General features: G+C 67.4%; 15 protein-coding genes and 1 pseudogene. 11 read left to right on the top strand and 5 right to left on the bottom strand.

Annotated features, from left to right (window positions below; all coding sequences use genetic code 11):
- Positions 1-32: 32 nt before the first annotated feature.
- The 9 genes from RYM47_RS01365 (at position 33) to RYM47_RS01325 (ending at position 15,731) form a co-directional block, all read left to right on the top strand.
- A complete protein-coding gene (locus tag RYM47_RS01365; RefSeq protein ID WP_315385557.1) occupies positions 33-1,277 on the top strand; it encodes an efflux RND transporter periplasmic adaptor subunit in 1,245 nt (414 codons plus the stop codon).
- An 86-nt stretch (positions 1,278-1,363) separates the two neighbouring features.
- A complete protein-coding gene (locus RYM47_RS01360; protein ID WP_315385556.1) occupies positions 1,364-4,594 on the top strand; it encodes an efflux RND transporter permease subunit in 3,231 nt (1,076 codons plus the stop codon).
- Entirely contained in the window at positions 4,591-7,713 is a 3,123-nt protein-coding gene (locus tag RYM47_RS01355; protein ID WP_315385554.1) for an efflux RND transporter permease subunit, read from the top strand. Before RYM47_RS01360 ends, RYM47_RS01355 begins: the two co-directional genes overlap by 4 nt.
- Before the next feature lie 192 nt (positions 7,714-7,905).
- Entirely contained in the window at positions 7,906-9,963 is a 2,058-nt protein-coding gene (locus RYM47_RS01350; RefSeq protein WP_315385552.1) for a TonB-dependent receptor, read from the top strand.
- A gap of 357 nt (positions 9,964-10,320) precedes the next feature.
- Positions 10,321-12,504, top strand: a complete 2,184-nt coding sequence (gene yccS / locus RYM47_RS01345) for a YccS family putative transporter (RefSeq protein WP_315385550.1) — start codon at positions 10,321-10,323, stop codon at positions 12,502-12,504.
- A gap of 34 nt (positions 12,505-12,538) precedes the next feature.
- On the top strand, positions 12,539-14,428 hold the full coding sequence (locus RYM47_RS01340) for an MFS transporter (RefSeq protein WP_315385549.1): 1,890 nt from the start codon (positions 12,539-12,541) through the stop codon (positions 14,426-14,428).
- Between the two features lie 206 nt (positions 14,429-14,634).
- Entirely contained in the window at positions 14,635-14,916 is a 282-nt protein-coding gene (locus RYM47_RS01335; protein WP_246233529.1) for a CD225/dispanin family protein, read from the top strand.
- Between the two features lie 43 nt (positions 14,917-14,959).
- Entirely contained in the window at positions 14,960-15,238 is a 279-nt protein-coding gene (locus RYM47_RS01330) for a CD225/dispanin family protein (protein WP_070208515.1), read from the top strand.
- 64 nt (positions 15,239-15,302) lie between these two features.
- On the top strand, positions 15,303-15,731 hold the full coding sequence (locus tag RYM47_RS01325) for a DUF2752 domain-containing protein (protein ID WP_315385547.1): 429 nt from the start codon (positions 15,303-15,305) through the stop codon (positions 15,729-15,731).
- A 44-nt stretch (positions 15,732-15,775) separates the two neighbouring features.
- On the opposite strand, the gene ampE is transcribed toward RYM47_RS01325, so the two are convergent.
- The 5 genes and pseudogenes from ampE to RYM47_RS01300 all read right to left on the bottom strand — a co-directional run bounded on the left by ampE (position 15,776) and on the right by RYM47_RS01300 (position 19,378).
- Positions 15,776-16,669: a regulatory signaling modulator protein AmpE gene (ampE, locus tag RYM47_RS01320; protein WP_315385545.1), complete on the bottom strand. Its 894-nt coding sequence runs from the start codon at positions 16,667-16,669 to the stop codon at positions 15,776-15,778.
- Positions 16,670-16,784: 115 nt separating this feature from the next.
- Entirely contained in the window at positions 16,785-17,690 is a 906-nt protein-coding gene (gene nudC / locus RYM47_RS01315; RefSeq protein WP_315385544.1) for an NAD(+) diphosphatase, read from the bottom strand.
- A gap of 36 nt (positions 17,691-17,726) precedes the next feature.
- Positions 17,727-18,116: an iron-sulfur cluster insertion protein ErpA gene (gene erpA / locus RYM47_RS01310; RefSeq protein WP_070208511.1), complete on the bottom strand. Its 390-nt coding sequence runs from the start codon at positions 18,114-18,116 to the stop codon at positions 17,727-17,729.
- 142 nt (positions 18,117-18,258) lie between these two features.
- Positions 18,259-18,618 (bottom strand): annotated as a pseudogene (locus tag RYM47_RS01305) (polymer-forming cytoskeletal protein); the annotation flags it as partial.
- 4 nt (positions 18,619-18,622) lie between these two features.
- Positions 18,623-19,378 carry a DUF6776 family protein gene (locus tag RYM47_RS01300; RefSeq protein ID WP_315385540.1) on the bottom strand — a complete coding sequence of 252 codons (756 nt, stop codon included), beginning with the start codon at positions 19,376-19,378 and terminating at the stop codon, positions 18,623-18,625.
- A gap of 184 nt (positions 19,379-19,562) precedes the next feature.
- Here RYM47_RS01300 and RYM47_RS01295 point away from each other — a divergent pair, with 184 nt between their 5' ends.
- Both RYM47_RS01295 and RYM47_RS01290 read left to right on the top strand, forming a co-directional pair.
- On the top strand, positions 19,563-20,180 hold the full coding sequence (locus tag RYM47_RS01295; protein ID WP_315385538.1) for a DUF4126 domain-containing protein: 618 nt from the start codon (positions 19,563-19,565) through the stop codon (positions 20,178-20,180).
- Positions 20,181-20,204: 24 nt separating this feature from the next.
- Entirely contained in the window at positions 20,205-22,082 is a 1,878-nt protein-coding gene (locus RYM47_RS01290; RefSeq protein WP_315385536.1) for an EAL domain-containing protein, read from the top strand.
- Positions 22,083-22,119 lie beyond the last annotated feature (37 nt).

The raw sequence follows: 22,119 nt of genomic DNA, 5'->3' as shown, positions 1-22,119 counted from the left end.
CCAAGCCCTTCGCCAGCCTCAGGAGTTTTTGAATGTCGCGTTTCTGGAAGATCGTGCTGCTGGTGATCGCAGTGCTGGTGGTGGGGTTGGTCGGCATGCGCATGCTCGGCGGCGGCAAGGCAAAGGACGCCGAGGGCGGCCCGAAGACCGAGGCCGGCAAGGACGGCGAGCGCGACACTGGCCCGGTCCCGGTGACCGTGATCGACGCCGCCCGCCAGGACGTGCCGGTGTACGCCAGCGCGCTGGGCACGGTGGCCGCGATGAACACCGTGACCGTCAGCCCGCAGGTCGGCGGCCAGCTGCTCAGCATCAACTTCAAGGAAGGCCAGGAAGTGAAGCAGGGCGACCTGCTGGCGCAGATCGACCCGCGCACGCTGCAGGCCAGCTATGACGAAGCCGCCGCTGCCAAGAAGCAGAACCAGGCGCAGCTCGCCACGGCCCGCTCCAACTTCCAGCGCTCCAATTCGCCCGAGTACCGCCAGTACGTCGCCAAGACCGACCTGGACACCCAGCGCAACCAGGTGGCCCAGTACGAAAGCGCGGTCGCCGCCAACGAAGCCAGCATGCGCGCGGCCCAGGTGCAGCTGCAGTACACCAAGGTGACCGCGCCGATCTCCGGCATCGCCGGCATCCGTGCGGTCGACGCCGGCAACGTGGTCAGCGCCGGTACCGCGATTGTCACTCTGACCCAGGTCCACCCGATCCACGTGGTGTTCAACCTGCCCGAACGCCAGCTGCCGGAGGTGCGCCAGGCGCAGCAGGCCGGCCCGGTGACCATTGCCGCGCTGGACCGCAACGACGCCCATGTGCTCACCGACGGCGGCACCCTGGACGTGGTGGACAACCAGATCAGCAGCGACAGCGGCACCTTCCGTGCCCGCGCCCTGTTCGACAACAAGGACAACAGCCTGTGGCCCGGCCAGTTCGTCAACGTGCGCATGCAGCTGCGCACGATTGCCGGAGGCGTGGTCATTCCCACCCAGGCAGTGATGCGCGGCCCGGACGGCGAGTACGTCTATATCGTCAAGCCGGACAACACGGTGGCCATGCAGACCGTGAAGAGCGGCGTGGAAGTGGGCGACAGCCACGTACAGGTCACCGAAGGCCTGAAGGGCGGCGAGCGCGTGGTCAGCGAAGGCCAGTTCCGGCTCAAGCCGGGCAGCAAGGTCACCGCGTTGAAGCCCGGCGAAACCCCGGCCGCCCCGACCGAGGCCGAGCTCAAGGCCGCCGCGCAGAAGCAAGGCGGCGGTGGTCGCCGTGGCGGCGGCCCGCGCTGACCGCGCGCCCCGTGTCCGCGACGCCGGCGGGTTGGCCGGCGTTCGTTTCCTGCATCGCCGTGTGACGTAACAGCAAGGATCCGCCCGTGGGCTTTTCGACGATCTTCATCCGCCGCCCCATCGCCACCTCGCTGTTGATGGCGGGCCTGCTGCTGCTCGGCATTCTCGGCTATCGCCAGCTGCCGGTGTCGGCGCTGCCGGAAATCGACGCGCCCAGCCTGGTGGTGACCACCCAGTACCCAGGTGCGAACGCCACCACCATGGCCTCGCTGGTGACCACGCCGCTGGAGCGCCAGTTCGGGCAGATCTCCGGGCTGGAGCTGATGACCTCCGATTCCTCGGCGGGGTTGTCCACGATCATCCTGCAGTTCTCGATGGACCGCGATATCGACATCGCCGCGCAGGACGTGCAGGCGGCGATCCGCCAGGCCACCCTGCCCTCGTCGCTGCCCTACCAGCCGGTCTACAACCGGGTGAACCCGGCCGACGCAGCGATCATCACGCTCAAGCTCACCTCCGACACGCGCCCGCTGCGCGATGTGAACAACTACGCCGACTCGATCCTGGCCCAGCGCCTCTCGCAGGTGCAGGGCGTGGGCCTGGTCTCGATTGCCGGCAACGTGCGACCGGCCGTGCGCATCCAGGTCAACCCGGCGCAGCTGTCCAACATGGGTCTGACCCTGGAAGACCTGCGCAGCGCGCTGACCCAGGCCAACGTCAACGCGCCCAAGGGCTCGCTCAACGGCAAGACCCAGTCCTACAGCATCGGCACCAACGACCAGCTGACCAGCGCCGCCGAGTACCGCGAAACCATCATCAGCTACAAGAACGGTGCGCCGGTGCGGTTGTCGGACGTGGCCGAGGTGATCGACGGGGTCGAGAACGACCAGCTGGCGGCCTGGGCCGACGGCAAGCCGGCGGTGCTGCTGGAGATCCGCCGCCAACCTGGCGCCAACATCGTGCAGACGGTCGAGCGCATCCGTGCGCTGATGCCGCAGCTGCAGAACGTACTGCCGGCCGACGTGCACCTGGAGGTGTTCTCCGACCGCACCGAAACCATCCGCGCCTCGGTGCATGAAGTGCAGTTCACCCTGATCCTCACCATCGGCCTGGTGGTGGCGGTGATCTTCGTGTTCCTGCGTCGTCTGTGGGCCACCATCATTCCGTCTGTCGCGGTCCCGTTGTCGCTGGCCGGCACGTTCGGGGTGATGGCGTTCGCCGGCATGTCGCTGGACAACCTCTCGCTGATGGCGCTGGTAGTGGCTACCGGCTTCGTGGTCGACGATGCGATCGTGATGATCGAGAACATCGTGCGCTACATCGAACAGGGCAAGAGCGGTCCGGAAGCGGCCGAGATCGGCGCACGCCAGATCGGCTTCACCGTGCTGTCGCTGACCGTCTCGCTGGTGGCCGTGTTCCTGCCGCTGCTGCTGATGCCGGGCGTGACCGGGCGGCTATTCCACGAGTTCGCATGGGTGTTGAGCATCGCGGTGGTGCTGTCGATGCTGATCTCGCTGACCCTCACCCCGATGATGTGCGCCTACCTGCTCAAGCCCGACGCGCTGCCCGAAGGCGAAGACGCGCACGAGCGGGCCAACGCGGCCGGCAAGCAGACCGTGTGGAGCCGCACTGTCGGCCTGTACGAGCAGAGCCTGGACTGGGTGCTGGAACACCAGCGCCTGACCCTGGCGGTTGCTGCAGGCGCGCTGGTGCTGACCGTGGTGCTGTACATCGTGATCCCCAAGGGCCTGCTGCCCGAACAGGACACCGGGCTGATCACCGGCGTGGTCCAGGCCGACCAGAACATCGCCTTCCCGCAGATGGAACAGCGCACCCAGGCGGTGGCTGAAGCACTGCGCAAGGACCCGGCAGTGACCGGCGTGGCCGCCTTCATCGGCGCCGGCAGCATGAACCCCACGCTCAACCAGGGCCAGCTGTCGATCGTGCTCAAGGAGCGCGGCGACCGTGACGGCCTGGACGACATCCTGCCGCGCCTGCAGCAGGCGGTGGCCGGCATTCCGGGTGTGGCGCTGTACCTCAAGCCGGTGCAGGACGTGACCCTGGACACCCGCGTCGCCGCTACCGAGTACCAGTACTCGCTGTCGGACGTGGACAGCGCGCAGGTTGCGCTGCAGGCCACCCGCCTGACCGAGGCGCTGCGCCAGCGTCCGGAACTGGCCGACGTGGACAACAACCTGTCCAACCAGGGCCGCGCCCTTGAGCTGACCATCGACCGCGACAAGGCGAGCGTGCTGGGCGTGCCGATGCAGACCATCGACGACACCCTGTACGATGCGTTCGGCCAGCGCCAGATCTCCACCATCTTCACCGAGCTCAACCAGTACCGCGTGGTGCTGGAAGTCGCCCCGGAATTCCGCACCAGCACCGCGCTGATGAACCAGCTCGCGGTCGCCTCCAACGGCGCCGGCGCGCTGACCGGCAGCAATGCCACCAACTTCGGCCAGGTCACCTCGTCCAACTCGTCCACCGCCACCGGCATCGGTGCGCAGAACACCGGCATTCCGGTCGGCGCGGGCAACATCATCCCGCTGGCGGCGCTGGCCGAAGGCAAGGTCACCAGCACGCCGCTGGTGGTCAGCCACCAGCAGCAGCTGCCGGCGGTGACGGTGTCGTTCAACATCGCGCCGGGCTACTCGCTGTCCGATGCGGTCAAGGCGATCGAAGAGACCAAGGCCAGCCTGGACATGCCGTCGCAGGTGCATGCGCAGTTCATCGGCAAGGCCGCCGAGTTCACCGGCAGCCAGACCGACGTGGTGTGGCTGCTGCTGGCGTCGCTGGTGGTGATCTACATCGTGCTCGGCGTGCTGTACGAAAGCTACATCCACCCGATCACGATCATCTCCACCCTGCCCCCGGCCGGCGTGGGCGCGCTGCTGGCGCTGATGGTGTGCGGGCTGAGCCTGTCGGTGGACGGCATCGTCGGCATCGTGCTGCTGATCGGCATCGTCAAGAAGAACGGCATCATGATGGTGGACTTCGCCATCGAGGCACGCCGGGCCGGTGCCAACGCGCACGAAGCGATCCGCCGCGCCTGCCTGCTGCGCTTCCGCCCGATCATGATGACCACCGCCGCGGCCATGCTCGGCGCGCTGCCGCTGGCGCTGGGCACCGGCATCGGTTCGGAACTGCGCCGTCCGCTCGGCATCGCCATCGTCGGCGGCCTGCTGATTTCGCAGCTGGTCACGCTGTACACCACGCCGGTGATCTACCTGTACATGGAGCGCTACTCCGAGTGGCTGCGCCAGCGCCGTGAACAGCGCGCGTTGCGCAACGGCACCGCCCAGGACCACGCGTGAACATCTCCGGCCCGTTCATCCGCCGCCCGATCGGCACCGCGCTGCTGGCCATCGGCCTGTTCGTGGTCGGCCTGATGTGCTACCTGAAGCTGGGCGTGTCGGCGCTGCCGAACATCCAGATTCCGGTGATCTTCGTGCATGCCAGCCAGTCCGGCGCGGACGCCACCACCATGGCGTCCACGGTCACCGCACCGCTGGAACGCCACCTCGGCCAGCTGCCTGGCGTGGACCAGATGCGCTCGTCCAGTTCCGAAGGCAGCTCGCTGGTGTTCATGGTCTTCCAGAGCGGGGTCGACATCGACTCGGCCGCACTGGACGTGCAGACCGCGATCAATTCCGCGCAGGCCGACCTGCCTTCCGGGCTTGGCTCACCGATGTTCCAGAAGGCCAACCCGAACGACGATCCGGTGATCGCGATCGCACTGACCTCGCAGACGCAGTCGGCCGACGAGCTGTACAACGTGGCCGACTCGCTGCTGGCCCAGCGTATCCGCCAGATCAGCGGCGTGTCGTCGGTGGATATCGCCGGCGCGTCTACGCCCGCCGTGCGCGTGGACGTCAACCTGCGCCTGCTCAACGCGCTCAACCTCACCCCGGACGACCTGCGCAACGCGGTGCGCGCGGCCAACGTCACCTCGCCCACCGGCTTCCTCAGCGATGGCAACACCACCACCGCCATCATCGCCAACGACTCGGTGGCGCGCGCGGCCGACTTCGCCAACCTGGTGATCAAGACCCAGGACGATGGCCGGGTGATCCGCCTGAAGGACGTGGCCAACGTCTACGACGGCCAGCAGGACGCTTATCAGGCGGCCTGGTTCGACCACAAACCGGCGGTGGTGATGTATGTGTTCACCCGCGCCGGCGCCAACATCGTGGAGACCGTGGATAGGGTCAAGGCGCAGATACCGATGCTGCGCGACTACCTGCAACCGGGCACCACGCTCACCCCGTACTTCGACCGCACCCCGACCATCCGCTCGTCGCTGCACGAAGTGCAGATCACCCTGCTGATCAGCCTGGCGATGGTGATCCTGACCATGGCGCTGTTCCTGCGCCGGCTGGCACCGACCCTGATCGCGGCGATCACCGTGCCGCTGTCGCTGGCCGGTGCTGCGCTGGTGATGTACGTGTTCGGTTTCACCCTGAACAACCTGAGCCTGCTGGCGCTGGTGATCGCGATCGGATTCGTGGTCGACGATGCGATCGTGGTGATCGAGAACATCATGCGCCACCTCGACGAAGGCATGCCGCGCATGCAGGCGGCGTTGACCGGTGCGCGCGAGATCGGCTTCACCATCGTCTCGATCACCGCCTCGCTGGTGGCGGTGTTCATTCCGCTGCTGTTCGCCAGCGGCATGGTCGGCGCATTCTTCCGCGAATTCACCGTGACCCTGGTGGCGGCGATCGTGGTCTCGATGATCGTCTCGCTGACCCTGACCCCCGCACTGTGCAGCCGCTTCCTGAGCGCGCATGCCGAGCCGGAAAAGCCGTCGCGGATCGGGCGTTTCCTCGATGCCGGCCACGACCGCATGCTGCGCATCTACACGGTGTGCCTGGATTTTTCGCTGCGCCACGCGCTGCTGCTGTCGCTGACCCCGATCCTGCTGATCGTGGCCACGGTGATGCTGGCCGGCGCGGTCAAGAAGGGCTCGTTCCCGCCGCAGGACACCGGCCTGATCTGGGGCCGGGCCAACTCCAGCGCCACCGTCTCGTTCGAGGACATGGTCAACCGCCAGCGCCGCATCACCGACATGCTGATGGCCGACCCGGCGGTGAAGACCGTGGGCGTACGCCTGGGCAGCGGCCGCCAGGGCTCCAGCGCGCAGTTCAACATCGAGCTGAAGACCCGCAAGGAAGGGCGACGCGAGACCACCGCGGAGGCGCTGGCGCGGTTGAGCGCCAAGGCCGACCGCTACCCGGACCTGGAACTGCGCCTGCGCGCCATCCAGGACCTGCCCAGCGACGGCGGTGGCGGCAACAGCCAAGGCGCGCAGTACCGCGTGTCGCTGCAGGGCAATGACCTTGCCCAGCTGCAGGAATGGTTGCCCAAGGTACAGGCCGCGCTGAAGAAGAACCCGATGCTGCGCGACGTCGGCACCGACGTGGACACCGCCGGCCTGCGCCAGAACATCGAGATCGACCGCGCCAAGGCCGCGCGCCTGGGCGTGTCGGTCGGTGCCATCGACGGCGCCCTGTATGGCGCGTTCGGCCAGCGCCAGATCTCCACCATCTATTCGGACATCAACCAGTACAGCGTGGTGGTCAACGCGCTGCCCGAGCAGACCGCGACCCCGCGCGCGCTCGATGAGATCCACGTGCGCGCCGGCAACGGCGAGATGATCCCGATCACCGCCGTGGCCCGCCAGGTACCGGGGTTGGCACCGCCGCAGATCACCCACCAGAACCAGTACACCACCATGGACCTGAGCTACAACCTGGCCCCGGGGGTGAGCTCCGGCGAGGGCGACGCGATAATCAAGGCCACCGTGGACGGCCTGCGCCTGCCCGGCGACATCCGCATCAGCGACGGTGGCGGTTTCAACGTGCAGCTCAATCCCAATTCGATGCTGATCCTGGTCCTGGCCGCGATCATCACCGTCTACCTGGTGCTGGGCATGCTGTATGAAAGCCTGGTGCACCCGGTCACCATCCTGTCCACCCTGCCGGCGGCGGGCGTGGGTGCGCTGCTGGCGCTGTTCGTGACCAACACCGAGCTGTCGGTGATCTCGATGATCGCGCTGGTGCTGCTGATCGGCATCGTCAAGAAGAACGCGATCATGATGATCGACTTCGCGGTGGTGGCGCAGCGCGAGCATGGCAAGAGTCCGCTGGAAGCGGTGCGCGAAGCCAGCATCGTGCGCTTCCGCCCGATCATGATGACCACCATGGTCGCGATCCTGGCCGCGGTACCGCTGGCGATCGGACTCGGCGAGGGCAGCGAACTGCGCCGCCCGCTCGGCATCGCGATGATCGGTGGCCTGCTGTTCTCGCAGAGCCTGACCCTGCTCAGCACCCCGGCGCTGTATGTGATCTTCTCGTGCCTGCAGCAGCATTGGCGCGGATGGCGGGCGCGGCGTCGCGAGAAGGTGGCCCTGCGGCGCGCAGCGCGCGCGTGACGGAAGATGACAATCATTTGACGCAAGACGTCCAAAAGAGAACAATTCGCATCAGCCACGGTCCTGCCGCGCCTAGCGCACCGCGCTGATTCCGCCTTCCGCGGGCAGTGCCCCGACTCAGCCACGCCCTCTTCTTTCCGCCATCCACCGATCGCGGACGGTGTGCTGCTGTCCGCAGAGGACCCCCACTACATGCGTGCTTCCGCTCTTCCGCGCCGGGCCCTGCGCCCGGCCCTGCTTGCGCTTTCGCTGTCGCTTGCCTGCTCCGCCCATGCCCAGTCCCGCGCCGCCACCGACCTGGATGAAATCAAGGTCACCGCCGAGCGCACCCACACCGACACCGGCGCGCTCGGCGACCGCCCCGTGCGCGACACCCCGTTCGCGATCTCGGTGATCGGCCGCGAGGACATCGAGAAGCGCCAGGTCGTCTCGCTCGGCGAAGCGTTCCTGACCGACCCTTCGGTGGTCACCCAGGTCAGCGCCTACGCCAGCGGCTGGAGCTCGCCGATCCGCAACCGCGGCATCGACCTCAGCTACGACAGCTACCGCGTCAACGGCCTGCAGGTCTCTTCCTGGGGCACCGAATGGCCGCTGGAAGTCATGGAGCAGGTGGAACTGCTGAAGGGCCCCGGCGGTTTCATGTACGGCTTCGGCCAGCCCGGCGGCATCGTCAACTACGTCACCAAGAAGCCCACCGACACCCCGACCTTCTCCGCCCAGCTCGGCTGGCGCGAACAGGGCATCGTCAGCGGCCAGGTCGATGCAGGCGGCCGCTTCGGCAACGAAGACATGTTCGGCTACCGATTCAACGCCTACCAGGAGAAGGGCGAAACCTTCAACGGTGGCGAGGTCGACCGCAAGGTCGGCGCGCTGTCGCTGGACGCCCGCCTGAGCGACACCCTCACCTGGACCTTCGACGGCGTGTTCCAGCAACGCGACCTGAGCGAGGAGTCCCCGCAGTACTACTTCATCGGCCTGACCGAACTGCCGCGCCCGATCGCCGGCGACGTCAACAACGCCATTCCGGGCACTTTCTACGACACCCGTTCCAGCCTGCTGTCCACGGCCTTGAACTGGCAGATCAACAGCGACTGGAAGGCCAGCCTGAGCTATGGCTACACCTCGTCGTGGAACGACGTGAACAAGATCTTCGCCTACATCGATGACGTCAACGGCGACTACGACGTCAACGCCTACGAACTCGGCGGCAAGAGCGAATGGAAGCTCGCCCAGGCCATCGTGCAGGGCCGCTTCCAGACCGGCCCACTCTCACACCAGTTGGTGGCCGGCGTCTCGCACCAGACCGGCCTCGGCTGGGACCGCCCGTACGAATGGAACACCATCGGCCGCGGCAACCTCTACCAGCGCCCCACCCTGCGCCACGACGCGGTAGGCTCGCATGAGCTGACCCGCGGCAGCGAAACCATCCAGCAGGCCGTGTTCCTCAGCGACACCGTTGATTTCGGCCACGGCTGGTCCCTGCTCGCCGGCGCCCGCTACAACGACTTCGAGAACAAGGGCAGCTACCACACCTACCCGGTCACCCCGACCTACGCAGTGATGTACAAGCCCGCCGACGAAGTCACCCTGTACACCAGCTACGTCGAATCCCTCGAAGCCGGCAGCCGCGTCGGCAGCGACTACATCAACGCCGGCGACGTGCTCGACCCCACCATCAGCAAGCAGTTCGAGATCGGCGCCAAGCTCGAATACCCGCGCTGGAACGCCAACGCCGCCGCCTTCCGCCTCGAACGCGGCGCCAACATCGACCGCCTCACCAGCGCTGGCAAGCTGCTCGTGCAGGACGGCATCACCCTGTACGAAGGCGTGGAAGTCAGCGGCAACGTCCGCCTCACCGACGCCTTCAGCCTCGGCGGCGGCGTCACCTGGCTCGACCCTACCTACGACAAGCTCTCGCCCGACAGCGTCACCCAGGAAGGCAACCGCACCGCCGGCGCCGCACGCTGGAACGGCGTGGTGCACGCCGATTACAGCGTGCCGCAGGTGGAAGGCCTGAGCCTTTACGCACTCGCCCGCTATTACGGCGATGTGTACTACGACGCCGAGAACACCCTGAAGCTGCCCGATTACACCTTGGTCAATGCCGGCGTGGGATACCGCATGCAGGCCAACGGACATCCGGTGACGTGGCGTGCGAGCGTGGAGAACCTGGCCAACAAAAAGTATTGGTCGAATGCAGGCATCGGCCTGCCGCGTACGTTTGCGGTGAGCGTGCGGTTCGATCTTTAAGGGCGCCTTCGTTTTGGGTCCCTGCGTTAAAGAACCGATGGATGTTATCGGCGGTCGTTTGGGAACCGACCCTACCGGCGACATCGCGCATGGTCCCGTGCCGCGTAGGGACACGCCATGCGTGTCTGCCGTTTCCAACCGCACACGACCCAGTGTGGGGGCGGCGGCCGGGTAGCCCCCGGAGGGACGCTAGAAAACATGGATGTTTTCTAGCAGCCTACATGGACGTACTTGCGGCGTGTCCCGGAGCGGGGCAGCCCGGCCGCCGCCCCAGCCAGTAGCAATGGAAACGCTGCTCTTCGCACGATCCCAATAGCAAACACGCAATAATGCAGACGCCCCGCACCACGAGTCCGCATGTCTGCCCGAGAATCCCGCCTGAGCCGCCTGTGGGCGCATGAGAAGGCCAGCTATGGCCTGCGGGTCTTCATCGCGTTGTCTGCCGCCATGGGCGTGTGCTGGCACCTCGACCAGCTGCCCGCCCTGCCCGGCGTGTTCCTCGGCATCATCGCCAGCGCCATTGCCGAAACCGACGACAACTGGTGGGGCCGGACCAAGTCCGTCGCCCTCTCCCTGCTCTGCTTCATCGCCGCCGCTGCCGCCGTCGTCCACCTGTTCGCCTGGCCCTGGCTGTTCATCGCCGCCCTTGCCCTTGCCACCTTCAGCCTGACCCTGCTCGGCGCCCTCGGCGAACGCTACGCCTCCATCGCCCAGGCCACCGTCACCCTCGCCATCTACACCATGATCGGCCTCGAACAGCACGGCGCCGCCGACCGCGCCCAGGCCTTCACCGCCGTCAGCCACCTGCTCGCCGGCGCCCTCTGGTACGGCCTGCTGTCCATCCTGTGGACCGCCCTGTTCGCCAACCGCCCCGTTCGCGAACGCCTCGCCCGCCTCTACATCGAACTCGGGCGCTACCTCCAGCTCAAGGCCGACCTGTTCGAACCGGTCCGCGACGCCGACGTCCAGAAACGCCAGCTCGCCCTTGCCGAACAGAACCGCCGCGTCGTCGACGCCCTCAACACCGCCAAGACCGCGATCCTCGCCCGCTTCGGCCGCTCCGGCCGTCCCGGCGTCCAGTCCGGCCTGTACCTGCGCCTCTACTACATGGCCCAGGACTTCCACGAACGCGCCAGCTCCTCCCACTACCCCTACGGCGCCCTCACCGACGCCTTCTTCCACAGCGACGTCCTGTACCGCTGCCAGCGCCTGCTCGCCCTGCAGGGCGACGCCTGCGCCAACCTCGGCACCGCCATCCGACTGCGCCGCCCCTTCGACTACGGCGAGCGCACCCGCCAGGCCACCGCCGACCTCACCGACTCCCTTGCCTGGCTGCGCGCCCAGCACAACCCCCAGTGGCAGCGCCTGCTGTCCTCGCTCGACCTGCTCGGCCACAACCTGCAGAGCATCGAACGCCGCCTCTCCGAAGCCGCCCAGTCCGAATCCACCCTCGACAACGTCGACACCCGCCTGCGCGACACCAACCCGCACACCCTGCGCGAAATGGGCGTACGCATCCGCCAGCAGCTCACCCCCGGCTCGGTGCTGTTCCGCCACGGCCTGCGCATGGCCATCGCCCTGATCGTCGGCTTCATCGCCATCCGCCTGTTCAACACCCAGAACGGCTCCTGGGTGCTGCTCACCATCGTCTTCGTCTGCCGCCCCAGCTTCGGCGCCACCCGGCAACGCCTCGCCCAGCGCGTCGCCGGCACCCTGATCGGCCTCGTCCTCACCTGGGCCCTGCTGCAGCTGTTCCACGATCTGCGCATCGAACTGCTGATCGCCCTGCTCTCGGCCCTGCTGTTCTTCTTCACCCGCAGCGACCGCTACCTGGTCGCCTCCGCCGCCATCACCGTCATGGCCCTGACCTGCTTCAACCTGATCGGCGACGGCTTCCTGTTGATCTGGCCGCGCCTGGTCGACACCCTGCTCGGCTGCGCCATCGCCGCCGCCGCGGCCTTCCTGATCCTGCCCGACTGGCAGGGCCGCCGCCTTGACCTGGTCATGGCCCGCGTCCTGCAGCGCTGCGCCGGCTACCTGCAGGCCGTGCTCGGCCAGTACGGCAGCGGCATGCAGGACGACCTCGCCTACCGCGTCGCTCGCCGCGACATGCACAACGCCGACGTGGCCCTCTCCACCGCCCTGTCCAACATGCTGCGCGAGCCGGGCCACGTGCGCGGCAACCTCGACGCCGGGTTCCGCTTCCTCGCCCTCTCCAACACCCTGCTCGGCCACCTGTCTGCCCTGGGCGCGCACCGCGCCCAGCTCGACAGCTACGCCCAGGACCCGCTCGCACGCTCCAGTGGGGAACGCGTGCAGCAGGCCATGCAGGAGATCGCCGGTGCACTGGAACGGCGCGAGCCCGTCGATGAAAGCGCGAACAACGCCGACCGCGCCCTGGCCGAACAGCTCGAGCAGGTCACCGACGAGATGCCCCCGAAACTGCAGCTGATCCGTACCCAGATGGCGCTGATGCTGCGGCTGCTGCCGAAGCTGCGCGCGGCGGCGAATGAAGTGGGAGGCAGTGCAGCGACACCTTGAAATGGTAGGCTGCGCCGGTCTGCAAGGAGACTCCATGTCCGGCCACAGTCAGTTCGCCCTGCTCCGCCAGCGCCGCTTCCTGCCTTTCTTCATCGTCCAGTCGTTGGGGGCCTTCAACGACAACGTGTACCGCCAGGCCATCATCGGCCTGCTGTTCTACCTCGGCGTCAGTCAGGAAGAGCAGTCGCTGTACACCACGCTGGCCCCGGCCATCTTCATCCTGCCCTACTTCCTGTTCTCCGCCCTGGCCGGACAGATCGCCGAGAAGCTGGAAAAATCGCGCCTGATCGTGATCACCACCACCATGGAGATCGCGATCATGTCGCTCGCGGCGGTCGGCTTCCTCACCCAGAGCATGCCCGTGCTTCTGGTGGCGCTGTTCTGCACCGGCCTGCAGTCCACCCTGTTCGGCCCGGTGAAGTACTCCGTGCTGCCCTCGGTACTCAAGCCGGAAGAACTTACCGGCGGCAACGGCCTGGTCGAGATGGGCACCTCCATGTCGATCCTCACCGGCATGATCAGCGGCGGCATCATCTTCACCCTGGCCGGCAGCTTCGGCCCGATCGTGGCCGCCACCGCGGTGATCGGCCTGGCCATCGCCGGCAACATCACCGCGCGCATGATCCCCAAGGTCGACGCGGGCGCGCCGGACCTGAAGATCAACTGGAACCCGATTCCCGAATCGCTCGCGGTACTGCGCCTGGCCAAAAAGCAGAAGGCCGTCGCCAACGCCATCCTGGGCGTGTCCTGGTTCTGGTTCGTCGGCACCATGCTCACCTCGCAGCTGCCCACCTACGCGGTGGTCAACCTCGGCGGCGAACCCACCCTGTACATCTTCGCGCTGGCGTTGTTCTCCATCGGCACCGGGGTCGGCTCGCTGCTCTGCGAAAAGCTGTCCGGGCGCACCGTGGAAATCGGCCTGGTGCCGCTGGGCGCGTTCGGCATGACCGCCTTCATGCTCGACCTGTATTTCGCGCGGGCCGGCACCGCCACCAGCGCCGGACTGGGCGTGGCCGCGTTCGTCGCAGCGCCGGGCAGCGTGCGCATCATCGTCGATCTGGTCGGCATCGGCCTGTTCACCGGCTTCTTCGTCGTGCCGCTGTTCGCGCTGATCCAGAGCCGCACGCCGAAGTCGGAGATGTCGCGCGTGTTCGCCGCGCTCAACATCCAGAACTCCGGCTTCATCGTGGCCGCCGCCATGATCGCGCTGGCCACCCAGAAGTTCCTGCACTGGACCATCCCGCAGCTGTTCCTGGCGTTGGCCATCGCCAATGCCGTGGTGTCGATCTACATCTTCACCATCGTTCCCGAATTCCTGATGCGCTTCCTCAGCTGGGTGATGGTGCGCTTCCTGTACCGGTTGCGTCCGCACGGCATCGAGGCGAACGTGCCCGACGAAGGCGCAGCGTTGATCGTGTGCAACCACGTCAGCTACATGGACGCGCTGATCCTGTCGGCGACGATCCCGCGCCCGGTGCGGTTCGTCATGTACTACAAGATCTTCAACATCCCGGTGATGCGCTGGATCTTCCGCACCGCCAAGGCGATTCCGATCGCCGGCGCCCGCGAGGATCCGGCGCTGATGCAGGCCGCGTTCGACGAAGTGGACCGGGCGCTCGCCGAAGGTGAGCTGGTCTGCATCTTCCCCGAAGGCGCACTCACCCGCGACGGCGAAATGGCCGCGTTCAAGTCGGGCGTTGAAAAGATCCTGGAACGTCGGCCGGTCCCGGTGGTGCCCATGGCATTGCGGGGCATGTGGGCCAGCATGTGGAGCCGGCGCGACAGCCGCCTGGGTCGGATGCGGGTACCGCGTCGGCTGCGTGCGCACATCGAAGTGATCGCCGGGACGCCGGTGGACGGTGCCACCGCGACGGCGGAAGGCCTGGAGGCGCAGGTCCGCGCACTGCGCGGCGATCAAGGCTAAAACCGCCAAAACACGCCGGATCGTGCAAGCAACGGGCCGCATGCGGCCCGTTTCCGTTCGTGCCCGCATGGGAAAAATCCCAATACGTCGGCATGTAAACGCATACATCCGCCGGAACTTCGGTTAGATTACCGCCCATAGGGGGTGTCCATTGGCGTTGGGAGATGCCAAGGACAACCAATGGAATGGAGCCGTACTTGAATCATCTGCCGCCACCGACCCCGTCGGGTGTAGTCGTTCCCAACAATCTTGTGTGGGCGATCCTGACCACGCTGTTCTGCTGCCTGCCGCTGGGCGTGGTGTCGATCGTGTATGCCGCCCAGGTCGATGGCCGCCGCGCGGCCGGCGACGTGGCCGGTGCTTACGCCGCGTCGCGCAAGGCTGCGGGCTGGGCATGGGCGTCTGCACTGGCGTTACCGGTCCTGCTGCTGTTGTGGTTTGGTCTGTTCGGCGGCATTGCCGCGCTGGGCGCTCTTTCCGAACTCTGAAACACCTTTCGTTCAACCCACCCTTGAAAATGGAGCTTCCTCGATGAACGCCACTGCCCCGCAAGTCCCCAACAACCTGGTCTGGGCCATCCTGACCACCCTGTTCTGCTGCCTGCCGGCCGGCATCGTCTCGATCGTGTTCGCCGCGCAGGTCAACGGCAAGCTGGCCGCCGGTGATATCGCCGGTGCCCAGGAATCGTCGGACAAGGCCAAGAAGTGGGCCATGTGGTCGGCCATCATCGGCGTCGTCGGCATCGTCCTGTACATCGTCCTGGTGATGGTGATGGGCATTGGCGGCGCGATGAGCGGCGGCAACTACTGATCGCACTCTGGACGGCCCGGTCCGGCGCCCCTGCGGGGTGTTCGGCTCGGGCCGTTCTGCCGTCATGACGATGCCGTCCCGTTCCGTTCTGTCGCGCTGGGCGCCGCTGGCGGTCAGTGCCGGCCTCGCCGCCGGCGCGGCCGTGGTGCTGCGCCATGTCAGCCCGTATGCCGCGAACAGTCCGCTGCCGGGGTGCCCGTTGTATGCGTTGACCGGGATCTACTGCCCTGGCTGCGGCAGCACGCGCTGCCTGTATTCGCTGGTGCACCTGGACTTGGCTGGTGCGATGGCGATGAATCCGCTGCTGGTGATCTCGCTGCCGTTCCTGTTGTTGATGCTGCTCAACAACGCGGGCGTGCGCATGCGTGGGCTGGACCCGTTGATGCGGGTGTTGGCCAATCCCACCTTCTGGTTGGTGCTGTTGGTGGGGTATGCGGTGATGCGGAACCTGCCTTGGTATCCGTTCACCGTATTGGCGCCTGGCGCAGGATAGACCCCTTGGGCCGGCCAACGGCCGGCGCTACCGGGGGGCGCGTTTCAGGTCACCCAGCCGGCGATCACCAGCAGAGCGAGGGCGGCCATCCACAGCAGCAGCATGCGCCATACCAGGCTCATGGCATCGCGCAGCTCCGGCAGGCGGCGCCATACCGGCACCATGCCTGCATCGCTGTAATCGTGTGCGTCTTCGCGCAGTTCGGCGCTGACACTGGCGCGTGCGACCGCGCCCAGGAAGTCGGTCGACTCCACCCAGCGGTTGCCGTGCGCGTCGCGCCACGCCTTGAATGCGGTGTCGAAATTGCCGACCAGCGCCATCGACAGCGACATCAGCTGCGCCACCGGCCACTCCAGCCATGACAGCACCTGGCGCGCGCCCACCACGGTTTCCACGTCGGCCAGCGAACGCATCGGACCGACCGCGAGCAGCGCCAGCAGCCGGTATGCCAGCGCCCCGACCGGGCCCAGCAGCAGGAACCAGAACAGCACCGCGAACCAGCGCCGCAGTGCGTTGAGCACGGTCGCCTCGACCAGCGACGGCACGTCTTCGTGCAGGCTGCCGCCGGCCGATTGCAGCTGGCCGATGGCCGCGTGCCGGGTGTGCGCGTCGTCGGCGTCGATCACCGCCTCCACGTCGCGGTCCAGGTCGCGCGGGCCCCAGCAGATCACGAGGGTGGCGATGCCCAGCAACAGCGACGGCAAACCGAACAGGCGGTCGTGGAACAGCCATTGCACCAGCGCCAGGCCCACCACGAACGGCAGCAGCGCCAGTACCCACCCGTGTCGCCCGCGCCAGACACCGGCCTCCGGGGCATGTGCGTGCAGCCACTGCAGCCAGCGCCGGTAGAGGCCGAACCGACGCAGCGCCACTGCCGCGGCAGGCGCGACATGGCCCAGGGCCAGGGCGACCAGGACTGCGACCAGGGTGGTGAACATGACTGCCTCCGTTCGGTTTCTGGCCGCTACTATGCCGTGCGCCCCGGCCATTCCCCGGGGCCACAGGTAATGTACGCCGCCCCGTGTTCAGGCAGCGGCAACGCTTTGCCCCGGCTCAGCCGACCTGGCGGCGGTACCAATGTTCGATCAGGCTGCGCGAAATCGAGATCGGCGGCGACAGGCGGATCCCCTGTCCGTCGTCCTCGATGTCCCGGGCCAACGCCGCGCCCACCTCTTCGGCGGTGAACCAGCGCGCGTCTTCGAGCTCGCCGTTCACGGTCGGGATGTCGTCTTCGGCAGTAGCGCTGAAACCGAGCATCAAGGCGCCCGGGAACGGCCACGGCTGGGTGCCCAGATACTGGCAGTGCCGCACCCGCACCTTGCTCTCCTCGAACACTTCGCGGACCACGGTCTGTTCCAGCGATTCGCCCGGTTCGACGAACCCGGCCAGCACCGAGTAGCGGCGCGGCGCCCAGTTGGCCTGTCGGCCGAGCAGCAGCCGACCGTTGTTTTCCACGGCTACGATCACCGCCGGGTCGACCCGCGGATAGTGTTCGGTGTTGCATTTGGCGCAGCGGCCGATGAAGCCGCCCCGGGTGAAGGCCACGGCGCCACCGCACACACCGCAGAAGCGCGTGCGCGACTGCCAGTACGACATGCCGCGTGCATAGCAGAAGGCGCTGGCATCGGCGGCCGACCAGGTGGTGGCGGACTCACGCAGGTCCACCCGCTGCGGGGCGGTGGCATCCACCGCAGCCGATTCCACCGAGAACCATGCCTGCTGGCCGCGAAGGCCCAGGAAGATCGCAGTGCCGGGACCGCCTCCGACCTCGGCACCGGTCAGCACCAGCGGCTGGCCGTCGTCGCCGGCCAGCGCGCGGCCATCGGGGTCAATGACCAGCAGATGCGCCTGTGGCCACAACTGCAACAACGCTTCGGCGTCGTCGCGCATCGTGTCGGCGCGTTCAAGGGGATCGGTGGTGAATGCAAAACCGGCCAGCGGCAGGGAGATGTTGGACATCCGCAAAGCCTGCCGCTATTCAACCGGAACAGCAAGTCACATGCTGAAACTGCTGCCGCAGCCGCAGGTGGTCTTCGCGTTCGGATTGCGGATCACGAACTGCGCGCCGGTCAGGCTTTCGGTGTAGTCCACCTCGGCGCCCATCAGATACTGCAGGCTGAGCGGATCGACCAGCAGGGTCACGCCGTTGGTGTCCACGGCCAGGTCGTCGTCGGCGCGGTTCTCGTCGAACTCGAAGCCGTACTGGAAACCGGAGCAGCCACCGCCCTGGATGTAGACGCGCAGGGCCAGCGAATCGCTGGCTTCGTCCTGGATCAGTTCCTTGACCTTGGCCGCAGCGGCCTCGGTGAAGTTCAGCGGACGGTCCAGCGATTGGTAGTTCGGCGCGGCGGCAGGGGCGCCGGGCAGGGAAACAAGCGTGCTCATGCACCCAGCATGGGGGCGCATGGGCACGCTTTCAAGCGCCCGGCATTCAGGCCATGGCGTCGGCGAGCTTCTTCCGGGCGTTGCCTTCCTTGACCGCTTCGGGCTCTCCCGCCGGCGGCGGCAGCGCCATCTGCGCCGCGCCATGGATCAGTCGGCCGGTCAGCTGCGCGCCGGCGTTCATTTCCACCACCTGGTAATGGATGTTGCCGGTGACGCGGGCGCTGGGGGTCAGCTCGACCCGCTCGCTGGCGTGCACGTCGCCGTCCAGGCGGCCGCTGAGCACCACCACGTGGGCACGGATCTCGCCTTCAATGCTGCCCTGTTCGGCCAGGGTAATGGTGGCGTTGGTGGCGCCGTCCTGGGCGATCACTTTGCCCAGGATGGTGCCTTCCACGTACAGGCCACCGCTGAATTCCACGTCCCCGCGGATCACCACCTGCGCGCCAATCAGCGCGTCCACGACCAGATGCCCGTCGCGGTTGGACTTGTTGCTGCCAAACATGGGTTTACTCCCCTTTTTCTGCCATTGCTGGTGCAGCCGGTGCGCCGGCCTGCTTCCAGTCGAATACCTGGGTGGCGCCCCCTGCGCCGGTTCCCAGCGTGACCCGCACGCGTTGCGGGGTGAAGTCTTTTGGCAACATGACGCTGCCGGTGAGCTGCTGGAAGTACCGGAAGGAATACTCCTGGCCCGGCACCTTGGTGCGTTGGTGCAGCTCGTCCCAGCTGACCGAGGTCAACTTGCCGTCCTTGACGCCTTCCACCGTGAAGCGCATCTGGCCCTGGCTGATCGCGCCACGGTTCAGGTTCTGGGTCAGCACCACCGCGTACTGCCAGGTGCCGCCCGCTTCGGGCGAAAACTCGATGGAATGGGTGTTCAGGCCCTTGCGCTGGCTGGTCGCACCGACCAGCCGTTCGTAGAACGCCACGTCGGCGCGCAGGCCGGCGATTTCCTCGTCACGTTCGCCCAGCGAGGTCTGCACCTCGTTGTTGGCGGCGCGGCTGATCCGGTCCGAGGCCTGCAGGGTGGCCTGGCTCTGCGTCAGTTCGGTGACCTGCTTCTGCAGCGTTTCAGCACGTGCCTGCGCGGCCTCCAACTGGCGGCCGACGTCGCCACCGGGGCTGCCCAGCCAACGACCCAGCAGCACGGCCAGGACCAGACTGGCCAGCCAGATGCCGGCCAGGATCATCAGGCGGCGGCGATCGGGGGCCACCGGGGTGCCGGGGCGCCGGATCTGGACGCGGGACGGTGTCGGATTGTTCATGGCGAATAGGGCGGTACCACCGGCTGGGCGATACCGACACAACCCCTGTCGGAAAGAGCGACTCCCTAGTGTAAGTCACGGGTGGCACATTTTTCGCCCTTCCCCCCTCCCCGGGCAGTAGCGTTCAGGCACGTCATCCCCGATAGTGTGGGCCTGTGCACACTTTGACGCCGGAGCGCCTGGCATGACCGAGGCCCACCTGTTCGTGATCGGCATCCTGCTGGCCTGGCTGGCCGGCATCCGCGTCTACCTGACCGTGTTCGGCGTTGGCCTGGCCGGCCTGCTCGGCTGGGTCGACCTGCCGCCGGCCCTGCAGGCCACCGAGTCGTGGTGGGTGCTGGGCACCTCGGCGGCGCTGGCCGCGACCGAATTCGTGGCCGACAAGATTCCCGGGGTGGACTCCGCCTGGGACCTGGTCCAGACCCTGGCCCGGGTGCCGGCCGGTGCCTTCCTGGCCGCCGCCACGCTGTCGCCCGACGGCGAGCTCAGCGCCACGTCGCTGGCCGCCGGGGCCGGGGTGGCGCTGGCCAGCCATGGGCTGAAGTCCGGCACCCGCGCGCTGCTCAACACCTCGCCCGAGCCGGCCAGCAACTGGGTGGCCTCGGCCGCTGAAGACACCGTAGTGGTGGGCGGGCTGGCACTGGCGCTGGCCCATCCGTGGCTGGCGCTGGTGGTGGTGGTCGCCTGCAGCCTGATCGGCGCGCTGGTGGTCTGGCTGGTCTGGCGCACGCTGTGGAAGGGCATGCGCTGGTTGCTGCGGCAACCGGCCAGTCGCGATCCCGCCACCCGCGATACCGCATAATTGCGCCGCAGACAGGGAGTACTGATGGCCGTCCAAGACAACGCTGTTGCATCCACCCGCGCCACCCGCGCCGAGACCCCGCCCGCCGACCATTGGCAGCGCTGGGCCAGTGCGGAGGCCGCCGCTGCGGCGCGCGCGCCCAGCAACGTGGTGCCGCTCAATGCCGGCACGGCCGCGCCCGCCGCGCCGACGCCGCCCGCGCTGCCGCCCACCCAGGGGCAGGACGACGGCGCGCAGCTGCCCCTGGGCAGCGAGGCTCCCTACCGCGTGCTGATCGTCGAAGACGATCGTTCGCAGGCGCTGTTCGCACAGAGCGTGCTGCATGGCGCCGGCATGGAAGCGATCGTGCACAGCGAAGCCGAAGGCGTGCAGCAGGTGATCACCGAGCAACGCCCCGACCTGATCCTGATGGACCTGCACCTGCCGGGCCTGGACGGCATGCGCCTGACCGCGCTGATCCGCCAGCAGCCGGGCCAGCAGCTGCTGCCGATCGTGTTCCTCAGCGGCGACCCCGACCCGGAGCGCCAGTTCGAAGTGCTCGACAGCGGTGCCGACGATTTCCTGAGCAAGCCGATCCGCCCACGCCACCTGATCGCAGCGGTCTCCAACCGGATCCGCCGCGCCCGTGCACAGGCGGCGATGCAGCCGGGTGCCCGGGGCGCCCCGGCGATGAACAATCCCGAGACCGGCCTGCCGACCCGCCACCATGTGATGCAGCAGCTGTCCGGTGCGCTGACACACGGCGAGCACGGTGGCCTGTTCTTCATCGAAGTGGCCAGCGCGCTGGGCCTGCGCGAACGCTATGGCTATGCCGCGTTCGAGCGCCTGATGGTGCAGGCCGCGCAGCGGCTGGCCGACAACGCGCATCCGCACCTGCTGGCGCGCTTGAACGACAACAGCTTCCTGGTACTGGGACGCGGACTGGACGAGGAAACTCTGGACAGCATGGCGCACCAGCTGCGCGACGAGCTGTCCGCACGCGCGTTCGTGATCCGCGACGAAGAGTCGGTGCACCTGCGCGGCGTGGTTGGTCATGCGCAGCTGTCCGGCGGTTTCAGCGATGCCGGTACCGCGCTGGAAGCGGTGGAACGCACCACGCTGCAGGCGCGCCTGCTGCCGTCCGGAGTGGCCGCGCACGTGCGCCGGGAAGATGTGGCCGCGCAGGAACACCTGGCGATGCTCGAAGGGCAGCTCGAACCGGCCTATCAGCCGATCGTCGCGGTCGCCGGTGGCAACACCGCGCAGTACCAGGTGCTGCTGCGCCTGCGCCAGGCCGACGGCAGCGTGCTCAACGCCGGGCAGGTGATTCCCGCCGCCGAAGCGGCCGGGCGCATCGCCGACCTCGACCAGCAGGTGCTGGACCACGCGCTGGGCCTGCTCGATCTGTACCAGCACGCGACCCAGCCGCTGAGCCTGTTCGTGTCGCAGTCGCTGCGCACCCTGGCCCGCGACGCCTTCGCCGACTGGCTGCTGGAAACGCTGCAGCAGCGCAACCTGCCCGGCAGTGCGCTGGTGATCGACGTGCGTCTTCCCGACGCGCTGATCCACACCGTGACCCTGCAGCAGTTCTGCACGCGCATGAGCGCGGCCGGAGTGCGCTTCTGCCTGAGCCAGTTCGAACCCGGTGGCGAAGCCAACGCGCTGTTGAACCAGTTGCCGCTGGCGTTCGTACGCATGGCCGCGCGATTCTCCAGCAGCCATGCCAACCAGCAGACCCGCGATGAGCTGCGCGCGGCCATTGATGCCGCGCACCGTGCCGGGGCGATGATCATCGGCCAGCAGATCGAAGATCCCCAGGCCGCAGCGGCGATGTGGATGGGCGGAGTCGATTTCATCCAGGGCAACATGGTGCAGTCGGCCGGAAGCGAACTGAACTTCGACTTCCACAACGCGGTGCTCTGAGCATGACGACCCAAGGACGGGTTCCCTTTGCACTCTG

The organism is uncultured Stenotrophomonas sp. (genome assembly GCF_963519125.1).
In the GTDB taxonomy this organism is placed as follows: domain Bacteria; phylum Pseudomonadota; class Gammaproteobacteria; order Xanthomonadales; family Xanthomonadaceae; genus Stenotrophomonas.
This window is presented reverse-complemented; position numbering and strand designations above follow the sequence as displayed.